The sequence below is a fragment of the Mesorhizobium sp. WSM4313 genome (genome assembly GCF_002294725.1).
In the GTDB taxonomy this organism is placed as follows: Bacteria; Pseudomonadota; Alphaproteobacteria; order Rhizobiales; family Rhizobiaceae; genus Mesorhizobium.
The window spans coordinates 494,843-519,652 of record NZ_NSFT01000001.1; the positions used below are offsets into that span (position 1 = coordinate 494,843).

Sequence of the window (24,810 nt, forward strand, 5' to 3'; positions counted from 1 at the left end):
TTGGCTTTTTATCTATAAGATACCGACTTGCCGTTGCCGTTCGCAATGGCTAGCTTCACCGCAAACGATAAAGGGGAGACGATGGCTCAAGTCGCGATCAGCAGTGTGGCCAAGGCGTTCGGAACCGTCAAGGTCCTGCATGAAGTCAGCGTCGATATCGCCGACGGACAGTTCGTCGTGCTGGTCGGTCCGTCGGGGTGCGGCAAGTCCACGCTCTTGAGGATGGTGGCCGGGCTGGAGACCGTTTCCGGCGGCACGATCTCTATCGGCGACCGCGTCGTCAACAACCTGCCGCCGGCGAAGCGCGACATCGCCATGGTGTTCCAGAACTATGCGCTCTATCCGCACAAGACGGTGGAGCAGAACATGGCTTTCGCGCTGAAGCTGCGCGGCACGGATCCGGCTATCGTCGCCGAACGGGTCAAGCGCGCCGCCGATATCCTCGACCTTGCGCCTTATCTCAAGCGTTATCCGCGCCAGCTTTCGGGCGGCCAGCGCCAGCGCGTCGCCATGGGCCGCGCCATCGTGCGCAATCCGCAGGTGTTCCTGTTCGACGAGCCGCTTTCCAACCTCGACGCCAAGCTGCGCGTGCAGATGCGCACCGAAATCAAGGAGCTGCACCAGCGGCTGAAGACGACAACCATCTACGTCACCCACGACCAGATCGAGGCCATGACCATGGCCGACAAGATCGTGGTGATGCGCGACGGCCGTATCGAGCAGGTCGGCGCGCCGCTAGAACTGTTCGACCGGCCGGCCAATCTGTTCGTCGCCGGCTTCATCGGCTCGCCGGCGATGAACCTGCTCAAGGGCACAGTGAAAAAGGGCGAAAAGCCCGTGGTCGACATTGCAGGCTCGGCGTTTCCGATGCCGACCAATATCGCCGCGGCGGACGGCCAGGCCGTCGTCTATGGCGTGCGCCCCGAGCACCTGGAAATTCATCCCGACGGCGTCGCATCCACGATTTCGGTGGTCGAACCGACAGGCTCGGAGACGCTGGTGTTCGTACGGTTCGGCGAGGGCGAGATGGTGGCGCTGTTCCGCGAGCGGCACGACTTCAAGCCGGGCGACACGCTCAAGCTCAGACCGCGCCTTGACCAGGTCCACCTCTTCGACGCCGGGACCGGCAAGCGTCTCTGACCGCATCAACCCTTCAAGAGGAAACCATGCTCAAAGGGATCAATCCGCTGCTCAATGCAGATGTGCTCCAGGCGCTGCGGGCGATGGGCCATGGCGACGACCTGATCATCGCCGACACCAATTTCCCGTCCGATTCGGTGGCCAGGCAGACGGTGCTCGGCAAGCTGTTGCGCATCGATGCGACGGCGGCAGAGGTGGTGAAGGCGGTGCTGTCGCTCTATCCGCTGGATACTTTCGTCGACGATGCAGCAGCGCGCATGGAGATCGTCGGCAAGCCGAACGAAATCCCGCCGGTGCAGAAGGAAGTGCAGAAGGAGATCGACGCGGCCGAGGGCAAGCCCTGGCCGATGATCTCGATCGAACGCTACGCCTTCTACGAGCGCTCCAAGAAAGCCTATTGCGTGATCCAGACCGGCGAGCGCCGCTTCTATGGCTGCTTTGCCTTCCGCAAGGGCGTCGTGCCGCCGGACGCGGAGTAAGGACATGGCTATCGGCAAGCCCGTCGTCATGAAGCCCGTTGTAATCCTGGGCGTGTTCGTCGCCGACACCGCCTATCGCGCCGATCGCCAGCCGCGCCTGGGCGAGACGATCCTCGGCAACTCCTTCAAGCTCGGCCCGGGCGGCAAGGGCTCGAACCAGGCGGTGGCCGCCGGCAAGCTCGGCGCCGACATCACCTTCCTGACCAGGCTCGGAGTCGATGCCTTCGCCGACATGGCGAAGCAGACCTGGAAGGACGCAGGTGTGAAAAGCGCCGTCATCGACACGCCGGACAGCTATACGGGCGCGGCCTACATCTTTGTCGAGGAAGGCAGCGGCAACAACGCCATCATCGTCAGCCCGGGCGCGGCGATGCTGATCTCGCCTGCCGACATCGAGGCGCATGCCGACCTGATCCGGTCCGCCGGCGTCTTCGTCACCCAACTCGAACAGCCGATCGGCGCAGCATTGAAGGCGCTCGAGATCGCGCGCGGGGCAGGGGTGACGACCATCCTCAACCCCGCCCCCGCCGCCAGCCTGCCCGACCGCGTATACGCGCTCTGCGACTATGTCACACCCAACGAGACGGAGGCCGAAGGGCTGACCGGCATCAAGGTTTCCTCGATCGACGACGCCCGCCGCGCCGCCGACGCGCTGCTGGCCAAGGGTGTCGGCGCAGTCATCGTGACGCTCGGCGAGAAGGGCGCTTTGCTCCACACCAAGAACCGTTCGGAGTATGTCGACGCGGTCAATGCCGGTCCGGTGATCGAGACGACGGGAGCGGGTGACGCGTTCAACGGCGGTCTCGCGGCCGCCCTGGCAAAAGGCGTTGAGCCGCTGGAGGCCGTGCGCTTTGCCTGCGCGGTCGCCGGCATCTCGGTGACCCGCCCCGGCACTGCGCCTTCCATGCCGACATCGCAGGAGGTCGAGGCGCTGCTCGCCAGGGCCTGAGACCTCCCGCCTTCCATTTTTTGCGGCTTTTTAGCGGCCCCTTATTGCGGAACGCAACTGAGGCGAGCGCGTTCATCGTCCTGTCTGCGCGCCGATTTGGAATGGTAGGATGAAAAAGCCTTACGAAAAGCCCACGCTGGTAAAGCGCCAGAAGCTCACCGAACGGACGGCCCAGATCGTCGCTTCCGGGGTTGTGCTGGGCGAATGATTCCGAGGGGGCAGCGCTAAAGAATCCTGCTGGTCAGCTCCAGCATCGTCGTTGCGCCTTTCTCGCCGCCGGGCATATGCACGACACGAAGCACACGAAGGTCCCTGCTCGACCCTTCGACCGGTATCGACACGCTTTCGCCAACCCGCGGCAATTCCTGGAAGGCGAGCTCGTCGACATCCCTCTCATCGTCGATGGAAATCCGACATCTCACAGCCATCTTATCTCTCCCGTCTTTTCGCCCGTTGGCTGAACGGGACAAGATTGGAATGGTTCCGGGATCAAGGATCTCAGACGGCAAATCTGCTGCGGCATTCGCGCGGAGGCCCCTTCAACGCTTTGAATTGACGCCTGAAATTTGCCAACGTTGGATACCGACCAGCTCTGCGACGACGACAATCGGCCGGTCTTCTTCAGCCAGGAGGGCGCGGGCCTCCCCGAAGCGCAGTCGCGCCGCAGGAGCAATCAATTCTCGGGAAGCGGCAACGGCCTGTCGCTCAAGGTCCGTAGGTAAGCGATCAGGTTTGCTCGCTGGTTCTCGTCTCGCAGGCCCGGGAAAATCATGTCTGTTCCAGGCAATGCGAATGCCGGGTTTGAGATAAAGGAATTGAGATCTTCAAAAGTCCATGTGCCGCCAGCTTCCCTTAGAGCCGACGAATACGGGACGTCGCTTTGTGCTGCTTTCGGTCTCCCTACCACGCCCCAGAGATTGACGCGTTTGGGAATCTTGCGATTCGGCGCTGAAAGATGACAGGCCCCGCACGTTTCGTCGAAAATTCTTTTGCCCGATTCGGCGTTTGCCGATGCAAGTCGCGCCGAAATAGGCGCGATGGGCGGTTGTCCCGCGCCGTGAGCGCGCAAGTAAGCCACGACGTCTTCGTGACCGCTAAGCTTGGCCAAATGTATGGGTGGGTTTCCATTCGACGTCAGCGCGTTGACGTCTGCTCCCGCATCCACAAGATGGACCACGCAATGAAGACAGCCTTTCTCGGCAGCCACGTGCAGCGGGGTTTGCGATTTCGCCACCTGATTTGGATCGGCGCCGTTATCGAGCAGCAGCTTCACGACGTCAGAATAGCCACCCTTGTTGGCCGCGTAGAGTGGCGTTCTTTGCCAGCTGACGGGCATGTTAACGTCCGCCCCACGATCGATCAGAAGTTTTGCTATTTCCACATTCCCGCCCTCGCAGGCGATATAGAGCGCCGTAACACCGTCAACTTCGTTGACAGCAGCGCCTTTGTCCAAGGCAGAAGCCACCCCCGAGAGATCGCCATGTTTGACAAGATCGCCCAGGCTGCTTGCCTGGGCGGGCAGGTTTAAAAGCCAAAGAACCCACAAAGCCGCTATCACCCGCTTGCTTGGCCTGACCATCGTGTCCTCCCTGTGTTGCGGGCCCTCCGTCTGCGAGCAGAATCAATCGGTAGTTCCAGCGTTGGCCCGCGTGCAATCACGCCTCGGGTCGACATCACTGCCGGGAAAGCGCGGAACGTTGGCTCGCATTACGGCACCTGCGAAAATAAATTTTAGCAGATGCTGATATAAAGACCAAGGAGAGCCGGCGAAGCACTCTCATTCGGCTGCCTGCAAGATGCGCCGACACGGTCCGACGCTTCCCCCAAGTGTCAGGAGCCATTTCGGAAAATATACCTGTGTCAGGAAGTTAAATGGCGCGAGTGACGGGGCTCGAACCCGCGACCTCCGGCGTGACAGGCCGGCACTCTAACCGACTGAGCTACACCCGCGCACTTGACGAGCACGTGTCAGGCGTGTTCGTCGTTGGGGCGGTGGATAAGGGGTTCGCCTGCGGGTGTCAAGCGCGGCATTCAAGCATTACAGCAATCAGGAGAAGGTTTTTTGACAGCGGCGCCGAGGCTGGGGAAATCCGCGCCCCGACGGGTGCGCCGTCTGTTCATTTAGCCTTGCGAATGCGGCCCTAACTGCTTAAAGGTCCGCGCTCAAGCGGGCGATTAGCTCAGTTGGTAGAGCGCTTCGTTTACACCGAAGATGTCGGCGGTTCGAGCCCGTCATCGCCCACCAGCCTGCCGGACAAGCTGAAGCAGAATGCGGCGACGGCCCTTGCTGAGGCCGCCACCTTATTGCGCGCCGGGTTCAGGCGCGGCTACTGCCTGACGTAGCAGCGCTTGTGAGCGCCAGGAGCAGGGTCATCGCCAAAGGCGTCGTTGCCGCATCTGACGCCGTTCCTGAAAACATCCTGCGTGTACTGGCCGCGTGCGCCGTATCTGACCATCGCGCGGCCGCTGAAATCGCAGAACTCACCCTCTCTGGCGCAGGCGACCCATTCGCCACGGTAGGGGCGTGAGCCGTAATCGTCGTCCCCGTAGTCGTCGTCATCGCCATAGCCGCCGCCACCTCGCGCCACGAAATAACAGGCCTTTTCGCGGCCGGGAGCAGGGTCGCCAAACAGGCGGTTCGAGCAGGGCACAGCCCGACGGTCGAAAAACCGTGCGGTGGTTCGGCCTCGGGCGCCGTAGATCACTTGGGTGGGGTAGGGCAAGCGGCATATGCCGCCTTCATTGGCGCATCGCCGCAGTTGCTGCGCCGAGGCGGAGGCGGGGAAAAGGGCGGACGCCACGGCGACCAGCCCGGCCAGACATATGAAGGCCAGCATCGTTCGGATCGAGACGTGAAAAGCTTTTGACACGAATTGTCTCCCGGTTTGGTTGCACGCCGGCATCCTACCGCAGGCCGAATAAATGCGCGATGAATGCCTGCTCGGGAGGATGTTCCTATCTCGATGCGTGAGCACACGGCGCGGGGGTCGCCGTCTTGCTCAATATTTGATGATTCGCCGCTCGGTCAGGACGACGAGGCAAAACAACGCGATCGACAGCGACGACGACAGCACGATCGCCGCATAAAGCCGATCGGACTGATAGTTGAAGGTCGCCTGGATGATCAGCGCGCCGAGCCCTTTGTCCGAGCCGATCCACTCGCCGACGATGGCGCCGATCACGGCGGTGGCCGACGCGATCCTCAGCGAAGAGAACAGCATCGGCAGGGCACGGGGCAGACGCAGGCTCCAGAAAATCTCCGAGTGTGTCGCTGACAGCACGCGGAACAGCTCGTGCTCGTTGTCGCTCGCCGAATCGAGGCCGCGGATCATGTTCACCAGTGTCGGGAAGAAGCAGATTACCGCGGCAATCACGATCTTCGGCGTCATGCCGAGTCCGAAGATCAGGATGATGATCGGCGACAGCGCCAGGATCGGAATGGTGTTGAAGAAGAGCACGATCGGGAAATAGGCGGCTTGCAGGACGCGGCTGTGGACGAAGAGCACGGCGAGCAGCACGGCGGCGAGATTGCCGATGACGAAGCCGGCCAGCGCCTCGATCAGCGTCGGCCTCAGATTGTCGATGAGGAGCGCAAAATTCTTTTGGAACACGCCGAAGATCGCTGTCGGCGTCGGCACGATATAGGCCGGCACGCCGAGCAACGGCAAAAGATATTGCCAGGCAAGCAGGATCGAAGCCGCGCCCAGGATGGGAAGCGCGACCGTCATTTGCGGGGAGAGCGGCGCCTGTCTCACGATGCGCGCTCCAGCGCCACGCGCAGGTCGGCCATGGCGGCGACGATCGCCGGATCCTCGCGCTTGCAGCGGTTGCCCTCCTGCTTGAAGGGCCGCATGTCGAGGTCCTTGACCACGCGCCCAGGATTGGCGGCCAGCACGATGACGCGCTCGCCGAGATAGGCGGCTTCGGCGATCGAATGCGTGACAAAAAGGATAGTCGTGCCGCTGCGCCGCCAAAGCGCCAGCAGTTCGTCGTTCAACCGGTCGCGCGTGATCTCGTCGAGCGCGCCGAAGGGTTCGTCCATCAAAAGCAACTTGGGCTCACCGAGCAAGGCACGCGCGATCGCCACGCGTTGGCGCTGGCCGCCGGAGAGCTGATGCGGCAGGCGCTCACTGAGGCCGCCGAGCCCCATCAATTCCAGCAGTTCCGTGCTGCGATCCTCGATCTTGCGCGTCAGGCTGCCCTGACCGACGCCGAGCGGCAGGCGCACATTGTCGCGCACCGTGCGCCAGGGAAGGAGGGTCGAATCCTGGAACACGAAGCCGACATCGCGGCGCGAGCGCACCGTATGCGGCGTTTCGCCCAGCACGCTGATCGAGCCGCCAAGCGGGTCGAGCAGGTCGGCCACCACTCTGAGCAAGGTCGACTTGCCGCAGCCGGACGGCCCCAGGATCGACAGGAAGGAACCGGCCGCGACGGTGAGGTCAAGGCCGGCGAGCACTTTGACGGCTGTCTTCCGGCCGCCGCCATAGCCGACATCCAGCTGTCGCGCTTCGATCGCGTCCGGCATCACGCGGCGGGCGCGTCGAGCTTGGGCCGGTCGGCGGCCGAGAGTTCGAGTATCTTGGTGGTGTAGACATCGGCGGTCGCCGGGCGGCCGTTCGGATACTGGCCAACCTTGTCGAGCAGCGCCAATTGCTCCTCGATCGAGGCCGGGTCGAACGTACCCCAGCCATCCTTGGCGGTTGCGCCGTCGAAGGAGAGTTTCAGCACCAGATTGACGGTCTTTTCCTCCCAGCCGAGATCCATTTCGGGATAAGCGGCGACCATCTTCTTGACCGCCTCCTGCGGGTTGGCGTGGACCCAGCCCCAGCCTTTGCCGACGGCGCCGATGAACTTCGCCAGCGTCTCAGGATCCTTTTCGATTGCCGCGTCGGTCGCGAAATAGACATCGGCGTAGGAGCTCAGCCCGAGGTCACGCGTCAAGAGGTCGATGCGGTCGTCGCCGACGACGCTGAGCGCCTGCGTGTTGGTAATCCAGCCGCCGATCGCGTCGACATCGCCGCGAACCAGCGGCGCCTTGTCGAAGCCGACATTGACGATGGTCACCTCCGACGGATCGATGCCGTTCTTGGCCAGGATCTCGTCGATGACGAAGCGCGCCGTCGGCTGGATGCCGATCTTCTTGCCCTTGAGATCGGCCACGCCGCGGATCGGTTTTGCGGGCTTGGACGTCAATGCATAAGGACCGGTGCGGAAGCCGCAGGCGATGATCTTGATCGGCACGCCGCTGGCGCGGGCCGAATAGAGCTGCGGCGTTTCCGAGAACTGGCCAAGCTGCGCGGCGCCCGAGATCACCGGCGGCACGGTCGACGCATTCGGACCGCCGGGGCTGAACTCGACCTCGAGCCCGGCGTCCTTGAAGTAGCCATTGGCGACGGCCGCGATATCGCCGATCTGGCCGTTGGACATCAGCCAGTCATACTGGATGACGACCTTGCCGGCGGCCTTGGCGCCGGGCGTCAGCACCAGCTGCATGCCGGCAGATACGGCCGCCACGGCAGCCATGCCGCCTTTCACGAAAGCGCGGCGATTCAATTCGAAGTTCCTGTTCCCACTCATTTTTCGCTCCTGTTGCAGACTTTTCTCGTCTCTTCTCCAGGCGCCGTTCCCTTCGGCTCGGCGTCGTCTACGGCTGTTCGTCGTGGTAGTCGCCAGGGCCGCCGTCGAGCCAGGCGTAAAGCTCCCAAAGCGTGTCGTCCGGGTCCGTGAAATAGGCGCAGCGCGCGTTCCAGACGTAGTTGTCGGGCGGGCCGTAGAAGGGCACGCCCTTGGCGCTAAGTTCGCCATACAGCCGGTCGATATCGGCCGGCGTGTCGAGCTGCACGGCGACGCAGACCTTGTGCGCGTGGCGCGGCGATCTCAGGTTGGACACGCCGGTATGCCGGTTGATGTGGTCGAGCTCCCAAGCGGCGAGCGTCACGCCCTCGCCATGGAAATCGGCAAAGCCTTCGGCGCGGCGGCGCAGGCGGAAGCCGAGCTTTCCAACGTAGAAGTCGACCGTCCTTTCGATGTTTTCGACCAGAAGGCAGACATCGGAGATGCGGGTAATGCTCGCCGGCATGGCTATTTCGCTCCGTTGGCTTTCGAAAGCGGCAGCTTGACGCCGACGCGGTTGGCGGCGCCAACGATATGCGCCCGCATCGCCGCTTCCGCCGCCGCCGGATCGCCCGCCACCAGAGCCTCATAGATACGCACATGCTCGCCGACATTGATCTCGACGAGATCGTGCAGCGGATTGGTCATGCGCGCGTAGTGGATCGAGTGGCGGATCTGCTCGCAGACGAACGAGATGAAGGTGTGGATGTAGCTGTTGCCGGTGGCGCGCGCGATCTCGCGGTGGAAGAGCAGATCGGCGTCGATGCTGCCTTCTTCCCAACGCTCCTCGCCGCCCATGCGGTCGAGCGCAGCCTTGATCGAATCGAGATGGACCTGATTGCGCCGCGCCGCGGCAAGCGCTGCCGATTCGGCCTCGAGGATGCAGCGCAGCTCGAACAGCCGCTCCATGTTGTGCGTGTCCTTGAGCGCCTCGCGGTCGATGCGGATCGCCGCTCGCTGCTCGGGCGCCAGCACGAAAGCGCCGATGCCTTGCCGCGCCTCAATCATACCGTCGGCCCTGAGCTGGGCGATCGCCTCACGCACCACGTTGCGGCTGACGCCGAATTTTTCGGACAGTTCCTGCTCGGTCGGCAGGCGCGCGCCGGGGTTCAATTCGCCGGATTCGATCTCGCGGCTGAGGAAGGCCGCTACCCGATGCGGCAATGTCTCGACGGTGCCGATGGCCGCCAGTCTCTGCTTCATGGAAAAGTCTCCGTCGGGGGCAACAGACAGCCGGGATTCATCAGGCCCTTGGGGTCGAGGGCATTCTTCAGCGCCGCGACCATGCGGCGATGCGTCGGTGATAGTCCGGCCCAGAACTCCTTGCGGCGGCTGCGGCCGATGCCGTGCTCCGCGCTGATCGAGCCGCCGAGGCCGGCGGCGATTTCATAGAGCCCGGCGACGACCTCGGCACCACGCGCACGAGCCTCGTGCCCGGCAAGTTCGGCCGGCGGCAGCACGTTGAAATGGATGTTGCCGTCGCCGGCGTGGCCGTAGGCGAGGGGAAGCCAGCCGGGATGATCGTTTGCGACGAAGCGGCGGGCCTGCTTGATCAGGGCCGGGATGTCGGAAATCTTCACCGACAGGTCGGTGCGCACATGATAGCCGCGCTTGGCCTGGCCTTCGACCAGGCCTTCGCGGATCGCCCAAAATCTCCTGGCCTGCGCGGTGCTCGCGGCGAGAACCGCGTCGGTCACCAGGCCGCTCTCCACCGCATCGCCGAGGAACCCGGCCAGCAGGCCGTTGAGATCGATGGCGGCGCTGGACGACAATTCGATCAGCACCTGGACGGGTGCCGGGACCGGCGCTCTCGTTGTGGGGTCGACCAGCCGGGCAAGCTCGATGCATTCGGCGCCGATGATCTCGAAAGCGGAGATCAGGTCCGAACAGTCGCGGCGTGCCCGGTTGAAGAGCGTGACGGCCGCTTCGAACGAGGCCAGGCCGAGATAGGCGGTCTCTGTCTTGGCCGGCTTCGGAAACAGCTTGACCTCGACACCGGTGATGATGCCCAGCGTGCCTTCCGAGCCGATGAAAAGCTGCTTCAAATCATAGCCGCTGTTGTTCTTGCGCAGACCGGAGAAGCCGCTCCACAGCTCGCCATCCGCCAGCACCACTTCGAGGCCCAGGATCAGGTCGCGCGCCATGCCGTAGCGCAGCACGTTGACGCCGCCGGCGTTGGTGGCCGCATTGCCGCCGATCTGGCAACTGCCTTGCGCACCGAGCGCGAGCGGGAAAAGGCAATCCCGCGCCTCGCAGGCGTCCTTGATCGTCTGCAGCACGCAGCCTGCATCAGCACGCAGCGTGAAATTATCCGCATCGATCTGCCGGATGGCGTTCAGCCGCTCCAGGCTTAAGACAACCAGGCCGCCGCCTTTGCTGTCGATCGCGCCTGAGACCAGGCCGGTGTTGCCGCCCTGTGGAACGACGCCGAGTCCGAGCTCATTGCACAGGCGCATCAGCGCCTGCACCTCGGCTACCGAACCAGGTCGCAGCACGGCAAGAGCGTCACCCTGATAGTCGCCCGCCCAGTCGCCCAGATATTTCGCCATTCCAGCCGGCTCGACGGCAATGCCGTTTCGGCCGACGGCACCTTCCATGGCGCTGAGGATTTCCGGCGAGAGGCGATGAACGGTCATGAAGGTTCATGTCTGGATATCGGGTGATACATATCATCCTACAACTTGCTTCGAGTCAATCGCTCCCCGTTCTGCTAGGCCCTGCCCATGCATCGTCCTGGCCGATTGTCGCCGGTCAAAACCACCGCAATGGTGGACGACAGGGCTTCGTCCCGCCCAGATCGATCCCGATGAGGAGAAAAGATGATTGAGCTGCCTTTTGCCCGCGAAGAGTACCAGCGGCGGCTCGCAAGAATCCGCGCCGAGATGGCAAAGGGCGGCATCGAGCTCCTGATCGTCAACGACGTCGCCAACCAGCACTACATCACCGGTTATGACGGCTGGTCGTTCTACACGCCCCAGGTGGTGCTCGTGCCGATCGAGGACGCCGAGCCGGTCTGGATCGGCCGCGCCATGGATGCGGCCGGCGGGTTGCTGACGGCCTGGATGAAGCCGGAAAACGTGGTCGGATTTCCGGAAGACCATGTTCAGCGCGCCGATCGGCATCCCATGGACTGGATCGCGGCGTGGATCGTCGCCAAAGGCTGGGGCAGCCGCCATATCGGCGTCGAGCTCGAAGCCTATTATTTTTCGCCGAAGGCACATGCGCGGCTCGTCGCCGGATTGCCCAATGCGAAATGGCACGACGCCGACCTGCTCGTGAACTGGATCCGCGCGGTGAAATCGGCGCCGGAAATCGCCTATCTGCGCAAGGCCTCGATGCTGGCCGAAGCAGCCGTCGCGCGAGCATTCGAAGTTATCGCGCCGGGCGTGCGTGAATGCGACGCGATTGCTTCCATCCAGGCGGCGCAGATCGCCGGCAGCCTGGATTTCGCCGGCGACATCACGGCGCTGCCGCCGACGATCCTCGGCGGCGAAAACGCGTCCGCGCCGCACATCATGTGGAGCGACCGGCGGTTCGGGAAGGACGAAACGATCGCGCTCGAGCTTGCCGGCGTCTGCCGTCGCTATGCGGCGGGGCTCGCCAGGACGATGCAACTCGGCAAGACGCCGGCTCGCGTCGCAGACACAGCAAAGGCAGTGATCGAGGGCATGGATGCGGTGCTCGAAACCGCACGTCCGGGAACGACCGCCGAAGCGGTCGAAGCTGCCTGGCGCAAGGTCATAGAGCGCCACGGGCTGAAGAAGGAATCGCGTATCGGCTATTCCATCGGCGTCGCCTATCCGCCGGATTGGGGCGAGCATACGATCAGCCTGAGACCGGGCGACAAGACGGTGCTCCAACCCGGCAATGTCGTTCATTCCATCCTGGGCATGTGGATGGATGGCTGGGGTATCGAGATCAGCGAGACCATTCTGGTGACCGATACCGGCAACGAGACGCTGACGAGATTCCCGCGGGATATCCATGTCAAAGCCTGACTGGCCGGCGCGAGCCGCGGCCGATATCGATGCCGGGATTGTCGATCGGATGATCGAGATCGGACACGGCGCCGGTTTGGATCAGCCGGTCAAAGGTACTGCGCGACCTTCTTGCCAACGGTGAGGAAGCGCAGCGGGTCGACCGCTTCGCCATCGTGGCGCACTTCATAGTGCAGGTGCGGACCCGTCGAGCGGCCGCTGCTGCCGGTCTTGCCGATGACGTCGCCGGCGGCGAGCTTCTGGCCGACACTCACATCGATCTCGCTCAGATGTCCGTAGCGTGTGGCAAAGCCGTTGCCGTGGTCGACCTCGACCATGCGGCCGTAGCCGCCGGCCCAGCCGGCTCTTGTGACTACGCCGGCGGCGGTGACCTTGGCCGGCATGCCGATCGGCGCCCTGAAATCCATTCCCGTATGCAGGGCGGCGCTGCCCAGGATCGGATCGGTGCGCACGCCGAAGGGGCTGGTCACCGTGCGACCCGGGGCGGGATTGGCGAGCGGCAGCTTGCGCGCCTCTTTCTTGATCTGGTCGAGCGCATCGAGCGCCTCGTCCAACTCCTTGACCTTGCTGTCGAAACCCATGGTGGGATCAAGCGGAACCAGCGGGCCGCCGACATCGCTCTTGTTCAGTTCGCCGTCGACCGGCAGGCCGGCCGCTTCCAGTGCCTGCGCTATGGCATCGGCATTCTTGTAGGCGTTGTCGGCAAGCGTGGCGATGCGCGAAAGCTGCTGGCCCTCGATGGCCTTCAACGAAGCATTGATCGAGACGAACAGCTTGTCGGCGCGATCGGCCGCCGTTTCGCCGTCAAGCGGATCGGACCGTGTCGACCAGAGCGAGAAGGGCCTTGTATCGCCGGCGTCCAAGGATGCGACGGAATAGGTCGGCGCCTGCGAAAGGCTGCCGGTGACCTCGGCGTGCTCGTCGGGCTTGGGTGCCATTGAGCCCGTCGCGGGCGTGTCGCCGACCTCGTTCTCGGCGCGCTCGAGGATCGGCCCGAGCCGTCCGTGCCGCTCGCTGAGCTGGGTCTGCCTGGCCAAGAGCTCGCTGACCTTGGTCTCCATCAGCTGCTGATCGAGAAGCTGGCGGCTGGTGATGCGGTCGACCTGGGCACGAAGGGCCGAGATGCGGTCCTCATAGGCCTGCTGCATGCGCGCCTGCCTTGCCGTCGTGGCGCCGATCAGGTCGTCGCGCAGCACCAGATAGGAAGTCGCGAGCAGATAGCCGATGGCGATCGCCGCCAGAGCCGAGCCGATGAAGGCGGCGAGCCAGGGGCGGATGGTGAAATGCCTGATCTCGTCGCCCCGGGCGATGATGACCGTGTGCGGTTCCTTACGCCTGCCGAAGACAGCTGACTGACCGGTTGGTTTCACGGGGACCAAGCTTTCGTTACGGACCAACGACAAGCCTGATTACACATTATTAGGGTTAACAAAGGCTTGCCGTGTCGACCGCGCGGCGCCGGATGCACGCAGTGCGGGCACGAGGTTGCGCGAAAATCTTCAGGACGCGGACGCCATGTCGCGTTGGCGATGAGCACTAAAGTTCTGCCAGGAGCAGCCTGTAGCTCGCAGAGTAAGGCTCGGGTTTCTTAACTGTCTTCGATTGCGTTTAGTTGACGTTTTTCGAGTAAAGGCGTGTTGGTATTTGGGATTCAACGTGGCGGTGGGAATGCTGGGCGATCTGGTTGGCAAGATCCTCGACAAGATTTCGGGCACCAGTCTGCTGGCGACCGGGCTTTTGCTGCTGACTGCCTTTGTCAGCGCGCTTGTGGCCTATTGGCGCGCGGTCGAGGAGAAGAGCTGGAAGGAGTTTTTCGAGTTCGCCATCCCGCGTGAGGTCATCACCCATCCTTCCGCGAAGGCCGACCTGCTGTTCTGGATCACGAAGAAGGCCCTGATGCCTTTCCTGATGCTGCCCGCCGGAATCGTCTTCGTCACGGTGGTGGGGTACGGGACCAACTGGTTGTTTTCGACACTGTTCCACTTCCAGCCGCCTCTGACCCAGGGGCCGGCAGGGCCGGTGACGGTTCTGATCTTCACCGTCAGCATGCTCCTGGCCTACGACATTTCCTATTACCTCTATCATGTCGCCCAGCATCGCTATCCGCTGCTTTGGGAACTGCACAAGGTGCATCACTCGGCCGAGGTGATGGTCGGGATCACCAAGGACCGGGTCCATCCGCTCGACGAGTTGATGAACCGAGCTTGGGACGGCATCGTCGTGGGGCTCTGCTTCGGCATCTGGTCGCTGATTTCGCTGAACCTTGTCGAACTGACCGTTTTTGGCGTCAACGTGTATGTCATGCGTAACATCCTGATGATGGATTTCGTCAGGCACACGCATTTCAAGATCTCGTTCGGCCCGCTCAACAATTTGATCCTGTGTCCTCACTGGCATCAGTTGCATCACAGCGTCGATCCGCGCCACTACGACAAGAACTTCGGGCTGCTCTTCTCGTTCTGGGACCGGCTCTTCGGAACATTGTGTGTGCCGAGGCCTGACGAGGACTTCAAGTTCGGACTGGTCGATCGCGATGTGCGCGACTATCAGTCGCTCGCAGGCCTTTACCTCATGCCGTTGAGGCGGATGTGGGGACATATCGCCAGGCGCATCCGGCCCCGAAAGCCACGGTCACGCACCTCGCGAGCCTCGGAGGGGACACGCCCATGAACGCTCCCGTTGTTCTCGCAATCCCGCGGACACGCACCTTCGAAGTCGTGACAACGGCGGCGCGCCTTGCCGAGATCGCACCGGCCTGGAGCGCGCTCTGGCACCGGGCTGGCGGGCTTGTCTTCCAGCACCCGGATTGGATCGCGGCCTGGTGGCGCACCACCCCGCAGCCGGAGCGGCGCGCGCTCAGGATTGGGCTTGCCTGGAACGGCGACCGGCTCGATGGCGTGATAGCGCTCGCGACCTTCAGGCGTTCCGGCATCCGCGTACTCGAATGGGCGGCGAAGGATCACAGTGACTATGGCGACGCGCTGGTTGCACCTGACAGCGACCCGCGGGCGATCTTCCGCCTCTGGCAGTATGTTTTTAACCAGGGTGGCTTCGACCTGATCTATCTCAACCGACTGCTACCGGATGCCGGTGTTCATGCCCTGCTGGAACCGGCTCATGGCAAGGCGCTTCGGCCCAACCACCGCACTGAACTTAGCTATCGTGTTGCTGGCTCCTGGCAGGGTGGCGCGGAATGGTTCGAGACGTTGTCCAAGAAGGGCCGGCAGAATTATCGTCGCGGCCGCAAGTTCATGGAAGAAAGCGGTGCATTGCGTTTCCGGCTGCTGGATGCGGAGGACCCGCGCGAACCGGTGCTCGAGCGCGTCGCGACGCTGAAGCGCCTCTGGCTCGCTCGCCATGGTCGTGCCTCGGATCTGTTCGACAAGGGCTCGCCGGTTCTCGCCGCGCTTATTTCGGTGCTGGCCGACCTCGGGCTGTTGCGCATCTTCGTGCTGGAGCTTGACGACACGATCGTCGCCGTCTCGATCAATTTCGAGCAGCACGGCACGATGATGGCCTTCGTCACCACCTATGATCCCGAATACGAGCGCGCCTCGCCGGGTATGGTACTGATGATGGACTATATCCAATGGTCGTTCGACCGCGGCCTTGCCACGATTGATTTTCTCTGCGGCGGCGAGGATTTCAAGCGGCGCTTTGCCACGCAATCAGTCACGCTGTCGTCCATGATGGGCGCGCGCGGCTTGCGTGGCCATCTTGCCGCGCTGGCCGATCAGGTGAGCCATCGTTCGAAATCCTGGAGGACGCGGCGGCAGCTGAAGACCGAGGCATCTGACGAGTAGTTGTCGATTGCTTTGGCGGGCTTTGGCGACGCTCAGAGCGCGCGAACGGCTTCCAGCACGGCCTCGGCATGGCCTTTGACGCGAACCTTGCGCCAGACGCGGGCGATCCGCCCGTCCTTGCCGATCAGGAAGGTGGCGCGCTCGACGCCCATATATTTGCGCCCGTACATCGTCTTCTCGACCCACAAATGATAGGCCTCGATCACTTTGCGCTCCTCGTCGGCGATGAGATCGACCGTGAGATCGTGCTTCGCCTTGAATTTGTCGTGTTTCTTCGCGCTATCAGGCGACAGCCCGATCACCACGGCACCGGCCTTCTCGAACTCCGGCTTCAACTGCGAGAAGCTGATGGCCTCGGCGGTGCAGCTTGTGGTGTCGTCCTGCGGATAGAAGTAAAGTACAACTGGCTTGCCCAGGAACGCCGCGAGGCTGAGAGAGCCGCCGCCGTCACGCGGAAGATCGAATTGCGGCGCTGCGTCGCCCACCTCGAGGTCAGCCATATCGATGCCCTTGTTTGCGGTTACGCGCGGGAAATCATCGATATAACGTGAGGCGGGGATTCGTCCACGACGAGTTCGTCACAACGGAATATTGCTTGGATCAGGAAGAACCGCAGCACGAGAAGATCAGGTTCAGGCGTGACGAGATCACCGACCTGGCGAGGCTTCCGTCCGCGTGCAGCGTGCCGCCGCTCGGCCGGGCAGCCGTGCGGCGGCGTTTCCGCGTCCTCGGCCGGGTGTTTGCCGGGTTTTGCGCGCTCATGCTTCTGGCGGCGGCGGGTGTCTATGTCCTCGGCGCCTCCGGCATCGGCACGGAGCGCCTGCGGACTGAGGCGGAGACAGCCATCGAGAAGCTGGCCGGCATCGATGTCAACGTCGCCGTCGGCCCGGCTCGGCTGACGCTCGACGGGTCGAGCTTCGTCGCCCTGCAGGTGAACGATGTCAGCCTGAAGACGGCCGACGGCAAGCCGATGGCCGATATCGGACGCGTACGTTTCGGCATGCGCCTTCTGCCGCTGCTTTCGGGCGACGTCCGGCTGACGAGCGCCAGATTTTCCGATGCCCATATCGTGGTGGGGGCCATGCCCTCCGGAGGCAGCGACTGGACGGCGGCGCTGCGCAACGCGGATGGCCTTGTCGACCCGGAGAAAGTGTCGGCGGCGGTGTTTTCAGGCGTCAACGGCGCGCTTGATGCCGTGCGCGAGGACTCGATGCGGCAGATCGATCTGCGCAATGTCGAGTTCAAGCTGCCGGACGCCGGACCGGTCAAGCGCGTGACCATCGCCTCGGCGACCGTCGCGCAGACAGGCGCGGGACGCATGCAGGTTTCCTACGATGCCGATGTCGATGGCCGGCACGCGACTTTGACCGCCTCGGCGACGCGCGATGCGACGGCAAGGCGCATTTCGTCGCTGGACGCCAATCTCGAGATAGAAGGCGCCCCCGGCAAGGGCAGTTCGACCGAGGCCGCCCCGGCCGATGGCGCCAAGCTGGGTTCGATCGCATTGAAGCTTTCGGGCTCGGAAGCGTCGGGCGACAACCCGTCGCGCCTCGCGGCTTCGCTCTCCCTCAACGGTTCGGTGCTCGACCTGGGCGAGCGCGGGCTGCTACCGACCGATGTCGAAGCCGATGCCACGCTGGTGGCCGGTTCAAACAAGATCTCGGTCGACCGGCTGCTGATCAGGAGCAGCCGCTCCAGCTTCAACTTTGCCGGATCGATCGGGCCGAAGCCGGCAGCTGCGGGGGAGGAGCCCGCCTACCGCTATGATCTCACCAGCGACGGCTCGACGCTGGCGCCTTCGGAATCGCAGGAACCGGCGCTTCAGTTCCTGGCCCGTATCGCCGGTGTCTACCAGCCGAAGAGCCGCAAGCTCGTTGCCGAGCAGATCGGCGTGCGCTCCGGCGGACCGGGCGAGGTACTGGGCGCGGCCACCGTCGCCTTCATCGACCACGGCCCGCCAGGGGTATCGCTGTCGCTCAACGTGCATGACATGCCAGTCTCGCATGTCAAGCAATTGTGGCCGTGGTTCTCGGCCCGCAACGCGCGGCTTTGGGTGCTGGGCAACTTGTTCGGCGGCACGGTGACCGACGCCAATCTGCAGTTCCAGGTCGCGCCGGGGCGCCTCGGCAACGGCGTGCCGCTTACCGGCGATGAAGTATTCGGCCGTTTCCAGATCGAAGGATCGCGCTTCGATACCGCCGGGCGCATCCCGCCGGTCCGCGACGCCGTCGGCGCGGTTGCGTTCCATGGTAACGATGTCGATATCGCGCTCTCCTCGGGCAGCGTCTATATGCCGAGCGGCCGCACCGTGGCGGCAAGCGGCGGCACGCTGACGGTCAAGAATGCAAACCGACCGATTGTGATCGGGGGGCTCGACATCGACGTGGCGGGCGAGGCGCCGGCGATCGCCGAACTGGCCTCCTATGAGCCGATCAATGCCATGCGCCATGTCGGACTGGCCCCGGAAGACCTGTCCGGCACCGTCACCGGCCATGTCAGAGCGGACATTCCGCTGACCAAGGGCATGGACACCTCGAAGCTAGATTGGCTGGTTTCGCTCGATTATCGGGACCTGTCGCTGGCGAAGCCTTTCGAGGACCAGACCGTGACCGACGCCGATGGCTCGATCACCGTCGGGCCAAAGCAGGCGGTGATTTCCGCCGAGGCCAAGCTCAACGGCATTCCGGCCGACCTCGATCTCGTCGAGCCGCTCGCCGACGACGGGCCGGCGCGAAGCCGCAAGGTTACGCTGGTCCTCGACGACAAGACGCGCAACGCCAGCATGCCTGGACTGTCGGCCCTGCTGTCGGGAACCATCAAGGTGGCGATCGACAAGAGCGGCGAGGGCGCCCAGCAGGTTTCGGCGGACCTGACCAATGCCAGGCTCGACATTCCGTGGGCGGGCTGGAGCAAGGGCGCCGGCATTCCCGCCAAGGTCGCTTTCGACATGGCGAAGTCCGGCAGCACCACCACATTGACCGATTTCGCTCTCGACGGAAAAAGCTTCTCGATCGACGGCAATGTGACGCTGGTCAACGGCTCGCTGTCCGCGGCCCGCTTCAGCAAAGTCGCGTTGAACAGAGGCGACGACATCGCCGTTTCGGTCAAGCGTTCAGGCAAGAGCTACGCTGTCGATGTCAGCGGCGCGTCGCTCGACGCCCGCTCGCTGATCAAACAGTTCACCTCGGATGTCGATACAGCCACGAAGGGCGCCGGCAGCGACGCGATCTCGGTGAGCGCCGATGTGACATCGCTGACCGGTTTTCATGACGAGGTGCTCTCCAACCTCAAGCTCGAATACAGCGCCGCCGGATCGCGGGTGAATGGGCTAAACGTCACCGCCGCGGCAAGCTCGGGCGCCGCGATCACGATCAACAACACCACCAGCGAAGGCGGCCGCGTGCTCAGGGTGAAGTCTGCCGATGCCGGCGCGATCCTGCGTTTCCTCAATGTCTACGAGCATATGGAAGGCGGCGCGATCACGCTGTCGCTCTCGGGCGCCGGCGACGGGCCGATGAAGGGACAGGTGGATGCCCGCAACTTCTATGTCGTCAACGAGCCCAAGCTGGCCTCGATCGTGTCGACGACGCCGGCTGGCGATACACGCAGCCTGAACCAAGCCGTCAAAAGCAACATCGACACGTCCAGGGTGCAGTTCGAGCGTGGCTTTGCCGAGATCGACAAGGGCTCCGGCTATCTGAAACTGGCGAACGGCCTGCTGCGCGGCCCGCGCATCGGTACGACCTTCCAGGGCACGCTTTACGATCCAAACAACAACATGGACATGACCGGCACCTTCATGCCGGTCTATGGCCTCAACCGCATCTTCGGCGAACTGCCGCTGTTCGGGCCGTTGCTGGGCAACGGACGCGACCGCGGCCTGATCGGCGTCACCTACCGTTTGCGCGGCAACGCCAACAAGCCGACGCTCAACATCAATCCGCTATCGGTGGTCGCGCCAGGCATATTCCGCTCGATCTTCGAGTACAGGCAGCAACCGTCCCAAACTGCGCAGTAAGGTTCGGCCGATCAGTTCGGCCGCACCAGCACGTGTTTCTTCTTGCCGAGCGAAAGCTTCACGAGGCCTTCCGGGCCGAGATCCTGAAGCGTGACGACGCGCCGGTCGTCGGTCAGCGGCTGGTCGTTGACGCGCACCGCGCCGCCCTGGATGTGCCGGCGCGCCTCGCCGTTCGAGCCGGCCAGCCCGGCGCTTACGAACAGCGCCAGGATCCCGATGCCGGCTTCGAGGTCCGATTTGGCTACTTCGATGCTGGGCAGAGTGTCTGCGAGCGCGCCTTCCTCGAAAGTCTTGCGCGCCGTCTCGCTTGCGGTCTCGGCCGCCTCGCGGCCATGAAGCATGGCGGTGATCTCGGTGGCGAGGATCTTCTTCGCCTCGTTGATCTCCGAGCCGCCGAGCTTTTCAAGGCGCGCCACCTCGTCGAGCGGCAGGGTCGTGTAGAGCTTCAGGAAGCGCCCGACATCGGCGTCCTCGGTGTTGCGCCAGTACTGCCAGAATTCGTAAGGCGAGAGCATGTCGCCATCGAGCCAGACCGCGCCCGAGGCGGACTTGCCCATCTTGGCGCCGGAGGAGGTGGTGAGCAGCGGCGTGGTCATGGCGAAGAGCTGCACGCCCTCCATGCGGTGGCCGAGATCGATGCCGTTGACGATATTGCCCCACTGGTCCGAACCGCCCATCTGCAGCCGGCAGCCGACGCGTTTGTAGAGCTCGACGAAGTCGTAGGCCTGCAGGATCATGTAGTTGAATTCGAGGAAGGACAGCGACTGCTCGCGGTCGAGTCTCAGCTTCACGCTATCGAAGGCAAGCATGCGGTTGACGGAGAAATGCCGGCCGACATCGCGCAGGAAATTGACGTAGTTGATCTGCATCAGCCAGTCGGCGTTGTTGACCATGACCGCGTCGCCCGGGCCGCTGCCGAATTTCAGGTAAGGCGCGAAATTGCGGCGGATGCCGACGAGATTGTCGTCGATGTCCTGCGGGGTGAGCAGCTTGCGCGCCTCGTCCTTGAAGGACGGGTCGCCGATCATCGAGGTGCCGCCGCCCATCAGCGCGATCGGCCGGTGGCCGGTCTGCTGCAGCCAATGCAGCATCATGATCTGGATCAGCGACCCGGCGTGAAGGCTCTTGGCGGTGGCGTCGAAGCCGATATAGGCGCTCACCGTTTCCTTGGCGAAGAGCTGGTCGAGGGCGGATTCATCCGAAATCTGATGGATGAAGCCGCGCTCGCTCATGATGCGCAGGAAATCGGATTTGAAGGCGGACATTTTTTCTTCCTGGAGGTCGCCGGGCGCTTGGCCATGCTTGATATGAAGGCGCGCGTTTAGCATCCAAGCGCGATCAGCAAAAGTGGTTTCCGGTTTTGCGTCCGATCGCGCTTCAACCAACAAACACGCGATCAGCAAAAGTGGTTTCCGGTTTTGCTTGGAATCGCATACGGCGCGGCGCGTCCTTGCTTCGCCCTTTTTGCTGGCGTAATGAGGCGCCGCGCAAAGACACGGCGCCATGCACCGCGACGGGGCCATCCCGCAGTTTCAGATCGGAAAAGCTCCCGCGATGAACAGGAACACCCTCATCCTCTTTCTGTTCAGCATCGTCATGACCGTCAGCGGGCTGGCAAGCCTGCCGCCGGTCGACCGCGATGAATCCCGTTTCGTCCAGTCGACCAAGCAGATGGTCGAGACGGGCGACTATGTCGATATCCGCCTGCAGGATGTCACGCGCTACAAGAAGCCGATCGGCATCTATTGGCTGCAGTCGGCGGCGGTCGCGCTGAGCGGCGAGGGGGCCGCGGCGCCCATCTGGGTCTATCGCCTGGTCTCGATGCTGGGCATCGCGCTCGCTGTCGTCGGCATCGGCTGGACCGGGACAAAACTCTTCGGCGCCAATGCCGGGCTGGCCGCCGGCCTGATGATGGCGGCGATCTTCGCCACCGGCTTCGAGGGGCGCGACGCCAAGACTGATGCCATGCTTCTCGCCTGCTGCGTGATGGCGCAAGGCGCGCTGGCGCAGGTGTATTGGGCAGCCAAGCGCAACGATCCGGTTCCCGGGCATCTGCCGTGGATTTTCTGGATCGCGCAAGGCTTCGGCATCCTCATCAAGGGCCCGGTTTCACCGCTTTTGTCGCTGCTGACCGCCGGCGCACTCTTTGCCTTCGACCGCGACTGGCGCTGGCTCCTCAAGATGAAGCTGGTGCGTGGCGTCCTGATCGTGCTGGCGATCGTGCTGCCGTGGCTTATCCTCATCACCTGGAAGAGCGGCGGGGCCTTCTTCCAGGAAGCGGTCGGCAAGGACATGCTGAACAAGGTGGCGCAGGGCGAGGAATCGCACGGCCTGCCGCCCGGCTTCTATATGCTGACTTATTCGCTGTTCATGTGGCCCTTCGGGCTGATTGCGGTCGGCGCCGGGCTCCAGGCCATCAACCGGTTTTGGGACGATCCGCGCCTGCGCTTCTGCCTGGCCTGGTACATCCCGTTCTGGCTGGTGTTCGAGACGATCCCGACCAAGCTGCCGCATTATGTCATGCCGGCCTATCCGGGCATGGCGCTTCTGGTCGGCTGGCTGCTCACCTTGCCGGCGGACAAGGCCAACGCGCCACTGAAGCGCTGGCAGACATGGCTGTGGTGGGCGACGGCCTTCGGCCTTGCCGTGGTGGCGATCGGCCTTGCCGTGGTCTGCGTCGGCGCGCCGCTTTACCTCGCCAAGACCTTCTCCTGGTGGAGCATGCCGGCGGCGATCGCCGCTCTGGTCACCGGCTATCTTGCTTTCCCCAGGCAGCTGCAGGTGCCGCTTCCGCGCATCGCCGCTATCGCCGTCGGCGCCGGCATCACCTTCAGCCTGCTGTTCGGCGTCATTGCGCCGTCGCTGAGACCGATCTGGCTCAGCCCCGCCGTCAAGACCGCCGTCGACGCCAACCGGCTGTGCGACACCACGGTACTCGCCTCGGCGAAATTCCAGGAGCCGAGCCTGGTCTTCCTGGTCGGCACCAAGACCGTGCTCACCGATGTCGAGGGGGTGGCGCGGCATCTGCTCAACGATCCGTCCTGCGCGCTTGGGCTGGCGCCGATCAAGGACGAGCAGAAGCTTGCCGACGTGCTGACCGCCAAGGGCAAGTCGGCGACGCGACTGACCGAGATCGACGGCATCAACTATTCGTCGGGAGACAAGCTGTCGCTCGGGCTTTACCGGGTGGCGCCGTGATGAATAGCGTCGGGCATCGAATGTCCCTATAAGCGCCCAGCCATGTCCGACGCGCCGCCCCTTGCCCTCTACCACCGCTCGCTCGGCAATTTCCGCGACACGATGTCGATCGTGAAGCGACGCTTTGCCGTGCGGCCGGCACGCTATCCGCGAATTCTGTGGAGCGTCTGGCTCATAGCCTGGATATTGCTCACCGTTGCGACTTTCCTGCGCCTCGATATCAGCGCGGGCGAGATGCGCGGCGAATGGTCCTCCGGCTTTGCGCGCTTCACCGATTTCTTCACGCAGTTCGGCCTCGGCGGCTGGTATCTCATTCCAGCGGTACTCTGCCTCGTCGCCGCCAATCTGACGGATTGGCGCGGCCTGTCCCGGCAGGCCCGGATGATCGTCTACAACTGGACGTGTTTCGCGTTCCTGGTGCTTTGCGCCGTCGGCCTATCCGGTCTTGCGGTCAACGTGCTGAAATACGGAATCGGCCGCGCTCGGCCGCTCTATTTCGACAGTTTCGGCGTCCTGTCGCTGCATCCTTTTGCCATGGACGCGCGCTTTGCCGGTTTCCCGTCCGGCCATGCCACGACGATGGGCGCCGTCTTCGGCATCCTGCTGCTGTTGTTCCCGCGGCGCTGGTACATCGCGCTGGCGGTCACGGCCTGCATCGCTTCGACACGCATCTTCGTCGGCGCGCACTATCCCAGCGACACGGTCGCGGGCTTCGGGCTCGGACTGGCGTTCGCGGTGCTATCGGGGCTGGTGTTTGCCCGGCTCGGCTTCATCTTCGGCCAGACCGGTTCGAAGCTGCCGGTGTGCAAGCGGACGTTCCGGTTGGTACCGTCCCGCGCGCCAAGAGGCAGGGCTTCGACAGCCGATACGGTCGAGGCCGGAGTCGACCAAACCCAGATCCCTTAAGACGCCCTGACTGGCGGCCTTCCGCGCTCAGCGCAGCCGCTTCGGCCTCGGATCGGCCAGCTCGCCCGCCAGGCGACGGTCGAGATAGTCGGCGCACTCCTGGATCAGCAGCTCGGAATCGTTGGCGAAGAAATGGTTGGCGCCTGGGATCGTCTTCTGCGTGATGGTGATGCCCTTTTGCGTGTGCAGCTTGTCGACCAGGCCCTGCACATCCTTCGGCGGCGCCACCTTATCGGCATCGCCATGGATGATGAGGCCGGACGACGGACAGGGCGCCAGGAACGAGAAGTCGTAGGTGTTGGGCTGCGGCGCGACCGAAATAAAACCCTCGATCTCGGGCCGGCGCATCAGGAGCTGCATGCCGATCCATGCGCCGAAGGAATAGCCGGCGACCCAGCAGCTCTTCGAATCCGGATGCAGCGACTGCACCCAGTCGAGCGCGGCGGCCGCGTCCGACAATTCGCCGGTACCATGGTCGAACTCGCCCTGGCTGCGGCCGATGCCGCGGAAATTGAAACGCAGCGTGGTGAAATCGCGCTTCTGGAACATGTAGAAGAGGTCGTAGACGATCTTGTTGTTCATCGTGCCGCCGAATTGCGGGTGCGGATGCAGCACGATGGCGATCGGGGCGCTCTTTTCCTTCGAGGGCTGATAACGTCCCTCCAGGCGACCAGCCGGACCGGCGAAAATGACCTCAGGCATA

General features: G+C 63.6%; 23 protein-coding genes and 2 tRNA genes. 11 read left to right on the forward strand and 14 right to left on the reverse strand.

Annotated features, from left to right (window positions below; translation table 11 throughout):
- The first annotated feature begins 81 nt into the window (after nt 1-81).
- The 4 genes from ugpC to CK219_RS31935 all read left to right on the forward strand — a co-directional run bounded on the left by ugpC (nt 82) and on the right by CK219_RS31935 (nt 2,776).
- The gene (gene ugpC / locus CK219_RS02480; protein ID WP_095765159.1) at nt 82-1,140 is read left to right on the forward strand and encodes a sn-glycerol-3-phosphate ABC transporter ATP-binding protein UgpC; all 1,059 of its coding nucleotides are present in this window, start codon (nt 82-84) and stop codon (nt 1,138-1,140) included.
- 26 nt (nt 1,141-1,166) lie between these two features.
- Nucleotides 1,167-1,619: an RbsD/FucU family protein gene (locus tag CK219_RS02485; RefSeq protein ID WP_095765160.1), complete on the forward strand. Its 453-nt coding sequence runs from the start codon at nt 1,167-1,169 to the stop codon at nt 1,617-1,619.
- Between the two features lie 4 nt (nt 1,620-1,623).
- A complete protein-coding gene (gene rbsK, locus CK219_RS02490; protein WP_176476905.1) occupies nt 1,624-2,568 on the forward strand; it encodes a ribokinase in 945 nt (314 codons plus the stop codon).
- 109 nt (nt 2,569-2,677) lie between these two features.
- Nucleotides 2,678-2,776: a putative RiPP precursor gene (locus tag CK219_RS31935; RefSeq protein WP_208648418.1), complete on the forward strand. Its 99-nt coding sequence runs from the start codon at nt 2,678-2,680 to the stop codon at nt 2,774-2,776.
- A gap of 16 nt (nt 2,777-2,792) precedes the next feature.
- On the opposite strand, the gene CK219_RS02495 is transcribed toward CK219_RS31935, so the two are convergent.
- From CK219_RS02495 to CK219_RS02505, 3 genes are all read right to left on the reverse strand, one after another.
- Nucleotides 2,793-2,996, reverse strand: a complete 204-nt coding sequence (locus tag CK219_RS02495; protein ID WP_095765588.1) for a hypothetical protein — start codon at nt 2,994-2,996, stop codon at nt 2,793-2,795.
- Between the two features lie 245 nt (nt 2,997-3,241).
- On the reverse strand, nt 3,242-4,147 hold the full coding sequence (locus tag CK219_RS02500) for an ankyrin repeat domain-containing protein (RefSeq protein WP_095765161.1): 906 nt from the start codon (nt 4,145-4,147) through the stop codon (nt 3,242-3,244).
- Nucleotides 4,148-4,441: 294 nt separating this feature from the next.
- A tRNA-Asp gene (locus tag CK219_RS02505) sits at nt 4,442-4,518 on the reverse strand.
- Between the two features lie 219 nt (nt 4,519-4,737).
- On the opposite strand from CK219_RS02505, the gene CK219_RS02510 reads away from it, so the two are divergent.
- Nucleotides 4,738-4,813: transfer RNA gene (locus CK219_RS02510), tRNA-Val, on the forward strand.
- 82 nt (nt 4,814-4,895) lie between these two features.
- On the opposite strand, the gene CK219_RS02515 is transcribed toward CK219_RS02510, so the two are convergent.
- From CK219_RS02515 to CK219_RS02545, 7 genes are all read right to left on the reverse strand, one after another.
- On the reverse strand, nt 4,896-5,438 hold the full coding sequence (locus CK219_RS02515; RefSeq protein ID WP_095765589.1) for a hypothetical protein: 543 nt from the start codon (nt 5,436-5,438) through the stop codon (nt 4,896-4,898).
- Between the two features lie 129 nt (nt 5,439-5,567).
- Nucleotides 5,568-6,323 (reverse strand): ABC transporter permease, encoded by a 756-nt coding sequence (locus CK219_RS02520; RefSeq protein ID WP_095765162.1) that lies wholly within the window; start codon nt 6,321-6,323, stop codon nt 5,568-5,570.
- A complete protein-coding gene (locus tag CK219_RS02525) occupies nt 6,320-7,096 on the reverse strand; it encodes an ABC transporter ATP-binding protein (protein ID WP_095765163.1) in 777 nt (258 codons plus the stop codon). The genes CK219_RS02520 and CK219_RS02525 overlap by 4 nt, the downstream gene beginning before the upstream one ends.
- Nucleotides 7,096-8,148 (reverse strand): ABC transporter substrate-binding protein, encoded by a 1,053-nt coding sequence (locus tag CK219_RS02530; protein WP_176476906.1) that lies wholly within the window; start codon nt 8,146-8,148, stop codon nt 7,096-7,098. The genes CK219_RS02525 and CK219_RS02530 overlap by 1 nt, the downstream gene beginning before the upstream one ends.
- A 67-nt stretch (nt 8,149-8,215) precedes the next feature.
- Nucleotides 8,216-8,650: a VOC family protein gene (locus CK219_RS02535; protein ID WP_176476907.1), complete on the reverse strand. Its 435-nt coding sequence runs from the start codon at nt 8,648-8,650 to the stop codon at nt 8,216-8,218.
- Nucleotides 8,651-8,652: 2 nt separating this feature from the next.
- Complete coding sequence (locus CK219_RS02540) at nt 8,653-9,387, reverse strand: FadR/GntR family transcriptional regulator (protein ID WP_095765166.1); 735 nt, start codon at nt 9,385-9,387, stop codon at nt 8,653-8,655.
- Entirely contained in the window at nt 9,384-10,820 is a 1,437-nt protein-coding gene (locus tag CK219_RS02545) for an FAD-binding oxidoreductase (RefSeq protein ID WP_245340375.1), read from the reverse strand. The genes CK219_RS02540 and CK219_RS02545 overlap by 4 nt, the downstream gene beginning before the upstream one ends.
- Nucleotides 10,821-11,003: 183 nt before the next feature.
- Here CK219_RS02545 and CK219_RS02550 point away from each other — a divergent pair, with 183 nt between their 5' ends.
- Nucleotides 11,004-12,182, forward strand: coding sequence for a M24 family metallopeptidase (locus tag CK219_RS02550; protein WP_095765167.1), 1,179 nt, complete (start codon nt 11,004-11,006; stop codon nt 12,180-12,182).
- A gap of 89 nt (nt 12,183-12,271) precedes the next feature.
- Here the strand turns inward: CK219_RS02550 and CK219_RS02555 are convergent, their stop codons facing one another.
- A complete protein-coding gene (locus tag CK219_RS02555) occupies nt 12,272-13,552 on the reverse strand; it encodes a M23 family metallopeptidase (RefSeq protein ID WP_095765168.1) in 1,281 nt (426 codons plus the stop codon).
- A gap of 298 nt (nt 13,553-13,850) precedes the next feature.
- Here CK219_RS02555 and CK219_RS02560 point away from each other — a divergent pair, with 298 nt between their 5' ends.
- Nucleotides 13,851-14,852 (forward strand): sterol desaturase family protein, encoded by a 1,002-nt coding sequence (locus CK219_RS02560; RefSeq protein ID WP_095765169.1) that lies wholly within the window; start codon nt 13,851-13,853, stop codon nt 14,850-14,852.
- Nucleotides 14,849-15,985, forward strand: a complete 1,137-nt coding sequence (locus CK219_RS02565) for a GNAT family N-acetyltransferase (RefSeq protein WP_095765170.1) — start codon at nt 14,849-14,851, stop codon at nt 15,983-15,985. The genes CK219_RS02560 and CK219_RS02565 overlap by 4 nt, the downstream gene beginning before the upstream one ends.
- Nucleotides 15,986-16,017: 32 nt before the next feature.
- Here CK219_RS02565 and CK219_RS02570 read toward each other — a convergent pair whose 3' ends face one another.
- Entirely contained in the window at nt 16,018-16,485 is a 468-nt protein-coding gene (locus tag CK219_RS02570) for a peroxiredoxin (protein WP_095765171.1), read from the reverse strand.
- 95 nt (nt 16,486-16,580) lie between these two features.
- Here CK219_RS02570 and CK219_RS02575 point away from each other — a divergent pair, with 95 nt between their 5' ends.
- Nucleotides 16,581-20,003, forward strand: coding sequence for a DUF3971 domain-containing protein (locus tag CK219_RS02575; RefSeq protein WP_095765172.1), 3,423 nt, complete (start codon nt 16,581-16,583; stop codon nt 20,001-20,003).
- An 11-nt stretch (nt 20,004-20,014) separates the two neighbouring features.
- Here CK219_RS02575 and tyrS read toward each other — a convergent pair whose 3' ends face one another.
- A complete protein-coding gene (gene tyrS, locus CK219_RS02580; protein WP_095765591.1) occupies nt 20,015-21,268 on the reverse strand; it encodes a tyrosine--tRNA ligase in 1,254 nt (417 codons plus the stop codon).
- Between the two features lie 289 nt (nt 21,269-21,557).
- Here tyrS and CK219_RS02585 point away from each other — a divergent pair, with 289 nt between their 5' ends.
- Nucleotides 21,558-23,201 (forward strand): glycosyltransferase family 39 protein, encoded by a 1,644-nt coding sequence (locus CK219_RS02585; protein ID WP_095765173.1) that lies wholly within the window; start codon nt 21,558-21,560, stop codon nt 23,199-23,201.
- A 42-nt stretch (nt 23,202-23,243) separates the two neighbouring features.
- Nucleotides 23,244-24,107 (forward strand): phosphatase PAP2 family protein, encoded by an 864-nt coding sequence (locus tag CK219_RS02590; protein WP_176476908.1) that lies wholly within the window; start codon nt 23,244-23,246, stop codon nt 24,105-24,107.
- A 27-nt stretch (nt 24,108-24,134) separates the two neighbouring features.
- Here the strand turns inward: CK219_RS02590 and CK219_RS02595 are convergent, their stop codons facing one another.
- Nucleotides 24,135-24,809, reverse strand: a complete 675-nt coding sequence (locus CK219_RS02595; RefSeq protein WP_095765174.1) for an alpha/beta hydrolase — start codon at nt 24,807-24,809, stop codon at nt 24,135-24,137.
- Nucleotide 24,810: the final 1 nt, after the last annotated feature.

What these genes read in the sequence shown, in the direction of transcription:
- CK219_RS02530 (WP_176476906.1), bottom strand. Translation starts at nt 8,148, where the DNA reads ATGAGTGGGAACAGGAACTTCGAATTGAATCGCCGCGCTTTCGTGAAA.
- rbsK (WP_176476905.1), top strand. Translation starts at nt 1,624, where the DNA reads ATGGCTATCGGCAAGCCCGTCGTCATGAAGCCCGTTGTAATCCTGGGC.
- CK219_RS02545 (WP_245340375.1), bottom strand. Translation starts at nt 10,820, where the DNA reads ATGACCGTTCATCGCCTCTCGCCGGAAATCCTCAGCGCCATGGAAGGT.
- CK219_RS02540 (WP_095765166.1), bottom strand. Translation starts at nt 9,387, where the DNA reads ATGAAGCAGAGACTGGCGGCCATCGGCACCGTCGAGACATTGCCGCAT.
- tyrS (WP_095765591.1), bottom strand. Translation starts at nt 21,268, where the DNA reads ATGTCCGCCTTCAAATCCGATTTCCTGCGCATCATGAGCGAGCGCGGC.
- CK219_RS02595 (WP_095765174.1), bottom strand. Translation starts at nt 24,809, where the DNA reads ATGCCTGAGGTCATTTTCGCCGGTCCGGCTGGTCGCCTGGAGGGACGT.
- CK219_RS31935 (WP_208648418.1), top strand. Translation starts at nt 2,678, where the DNA reads ATGAAAAAGCCTTACGAAAAGCCCACGCTGGTAAAGCGCCAGAAGCTC.
- CK219_RS02560 (WP_095765169.1), top strand. Translation starts at nt 13,851, where the DNA reads ATGCTGGGCGATCTGGTTGGCAAGATCCTCGACAAGATTTCGGGCACC.
- CK219_RS02585 (WP_095765173.1), top strand. Translation starts at nt 21,558, where the DNA reads ATGAACAGGAACACCCTCATCCTCTTTCTGTTCAGCATCGTCATGACC.
- CK219_RS02485 (WP_095765160.1), top strand. Translation starts at nt 1,167, where the DNA reads ATGCTCAAAGGGATCAATCCGCTGCTCAATGCAGATGTGCTCCAGGCG.
- CK219_RS02590 (WP_176476908.1), top strand. Translation starts at nt 23,244, where the DNA reads ATGTCCGACGCGCCGCCCCTTGCCCTCTACCACCGCTCGCTCGGCAAT.
- CK219_RS02500 (WP_095765161.1), bottom strand. Translation starts at nt 4,147, where the DNA reads ATGGTCAGGCCAAGCAAGCGGGTGATAGCGGCTTTGTGGGTTCTTTGG.
- ugpC (WP_095765159.1), top strand. Translation starts at nt 82, where the DNA reads ATGGCTCAAGTCGCGATCAGCAGTGTGGCCAAGGCGTTCGGAACCGTC.
- CK219_RS02570 (WP_095765171.1), bottom strand. Translation starts at nt 16,485, where the DNA reads ATGGCTGACCTCGAGGTGGGCGACGCAGCGCCGCAATTCGATCTTCCG.
- CK219_RS02525 (WP_095765163.1), bottom strand. Translation starts at nt 7,096, where the DNA reads ATGCCGGACGCGATCGAAGCGCGACAGCTGGATGTCGGCTATGGCGGC.
- CK219_RS02535 (WP_176476907.1), bottom strand. Translation starts at nt 8,650, where the DNA reads ATGCCGGCGAGCATTACCCGCATCTCCGATGTCTGCCTTCTGGTCGAA.
- CK219_RS02565 (WP_095765170.1), top strand. Translation starts at nt 14,849, where the DNA reads ATGAACGCTCCCGTTGTTCTCGCAATCCCGCGGACACGCACCTTCGAA.
- CK219_RS02550 (WP_095765167.1), top strand. Translation starts at nt 11,004, where the DNA reads ATGATTGAGCTGCCTTTTGCCCGCGAAGAGTACCAGCGGCGGCTCGCA.
- CK219_RS02495 (WP_095765588.1), bottom strand. Translation starts at nt 2,996, where the DNA reads ATGGCTGTGAGATGTCGGATTTCCATCGACGATGAGAGGGATGTCGAC.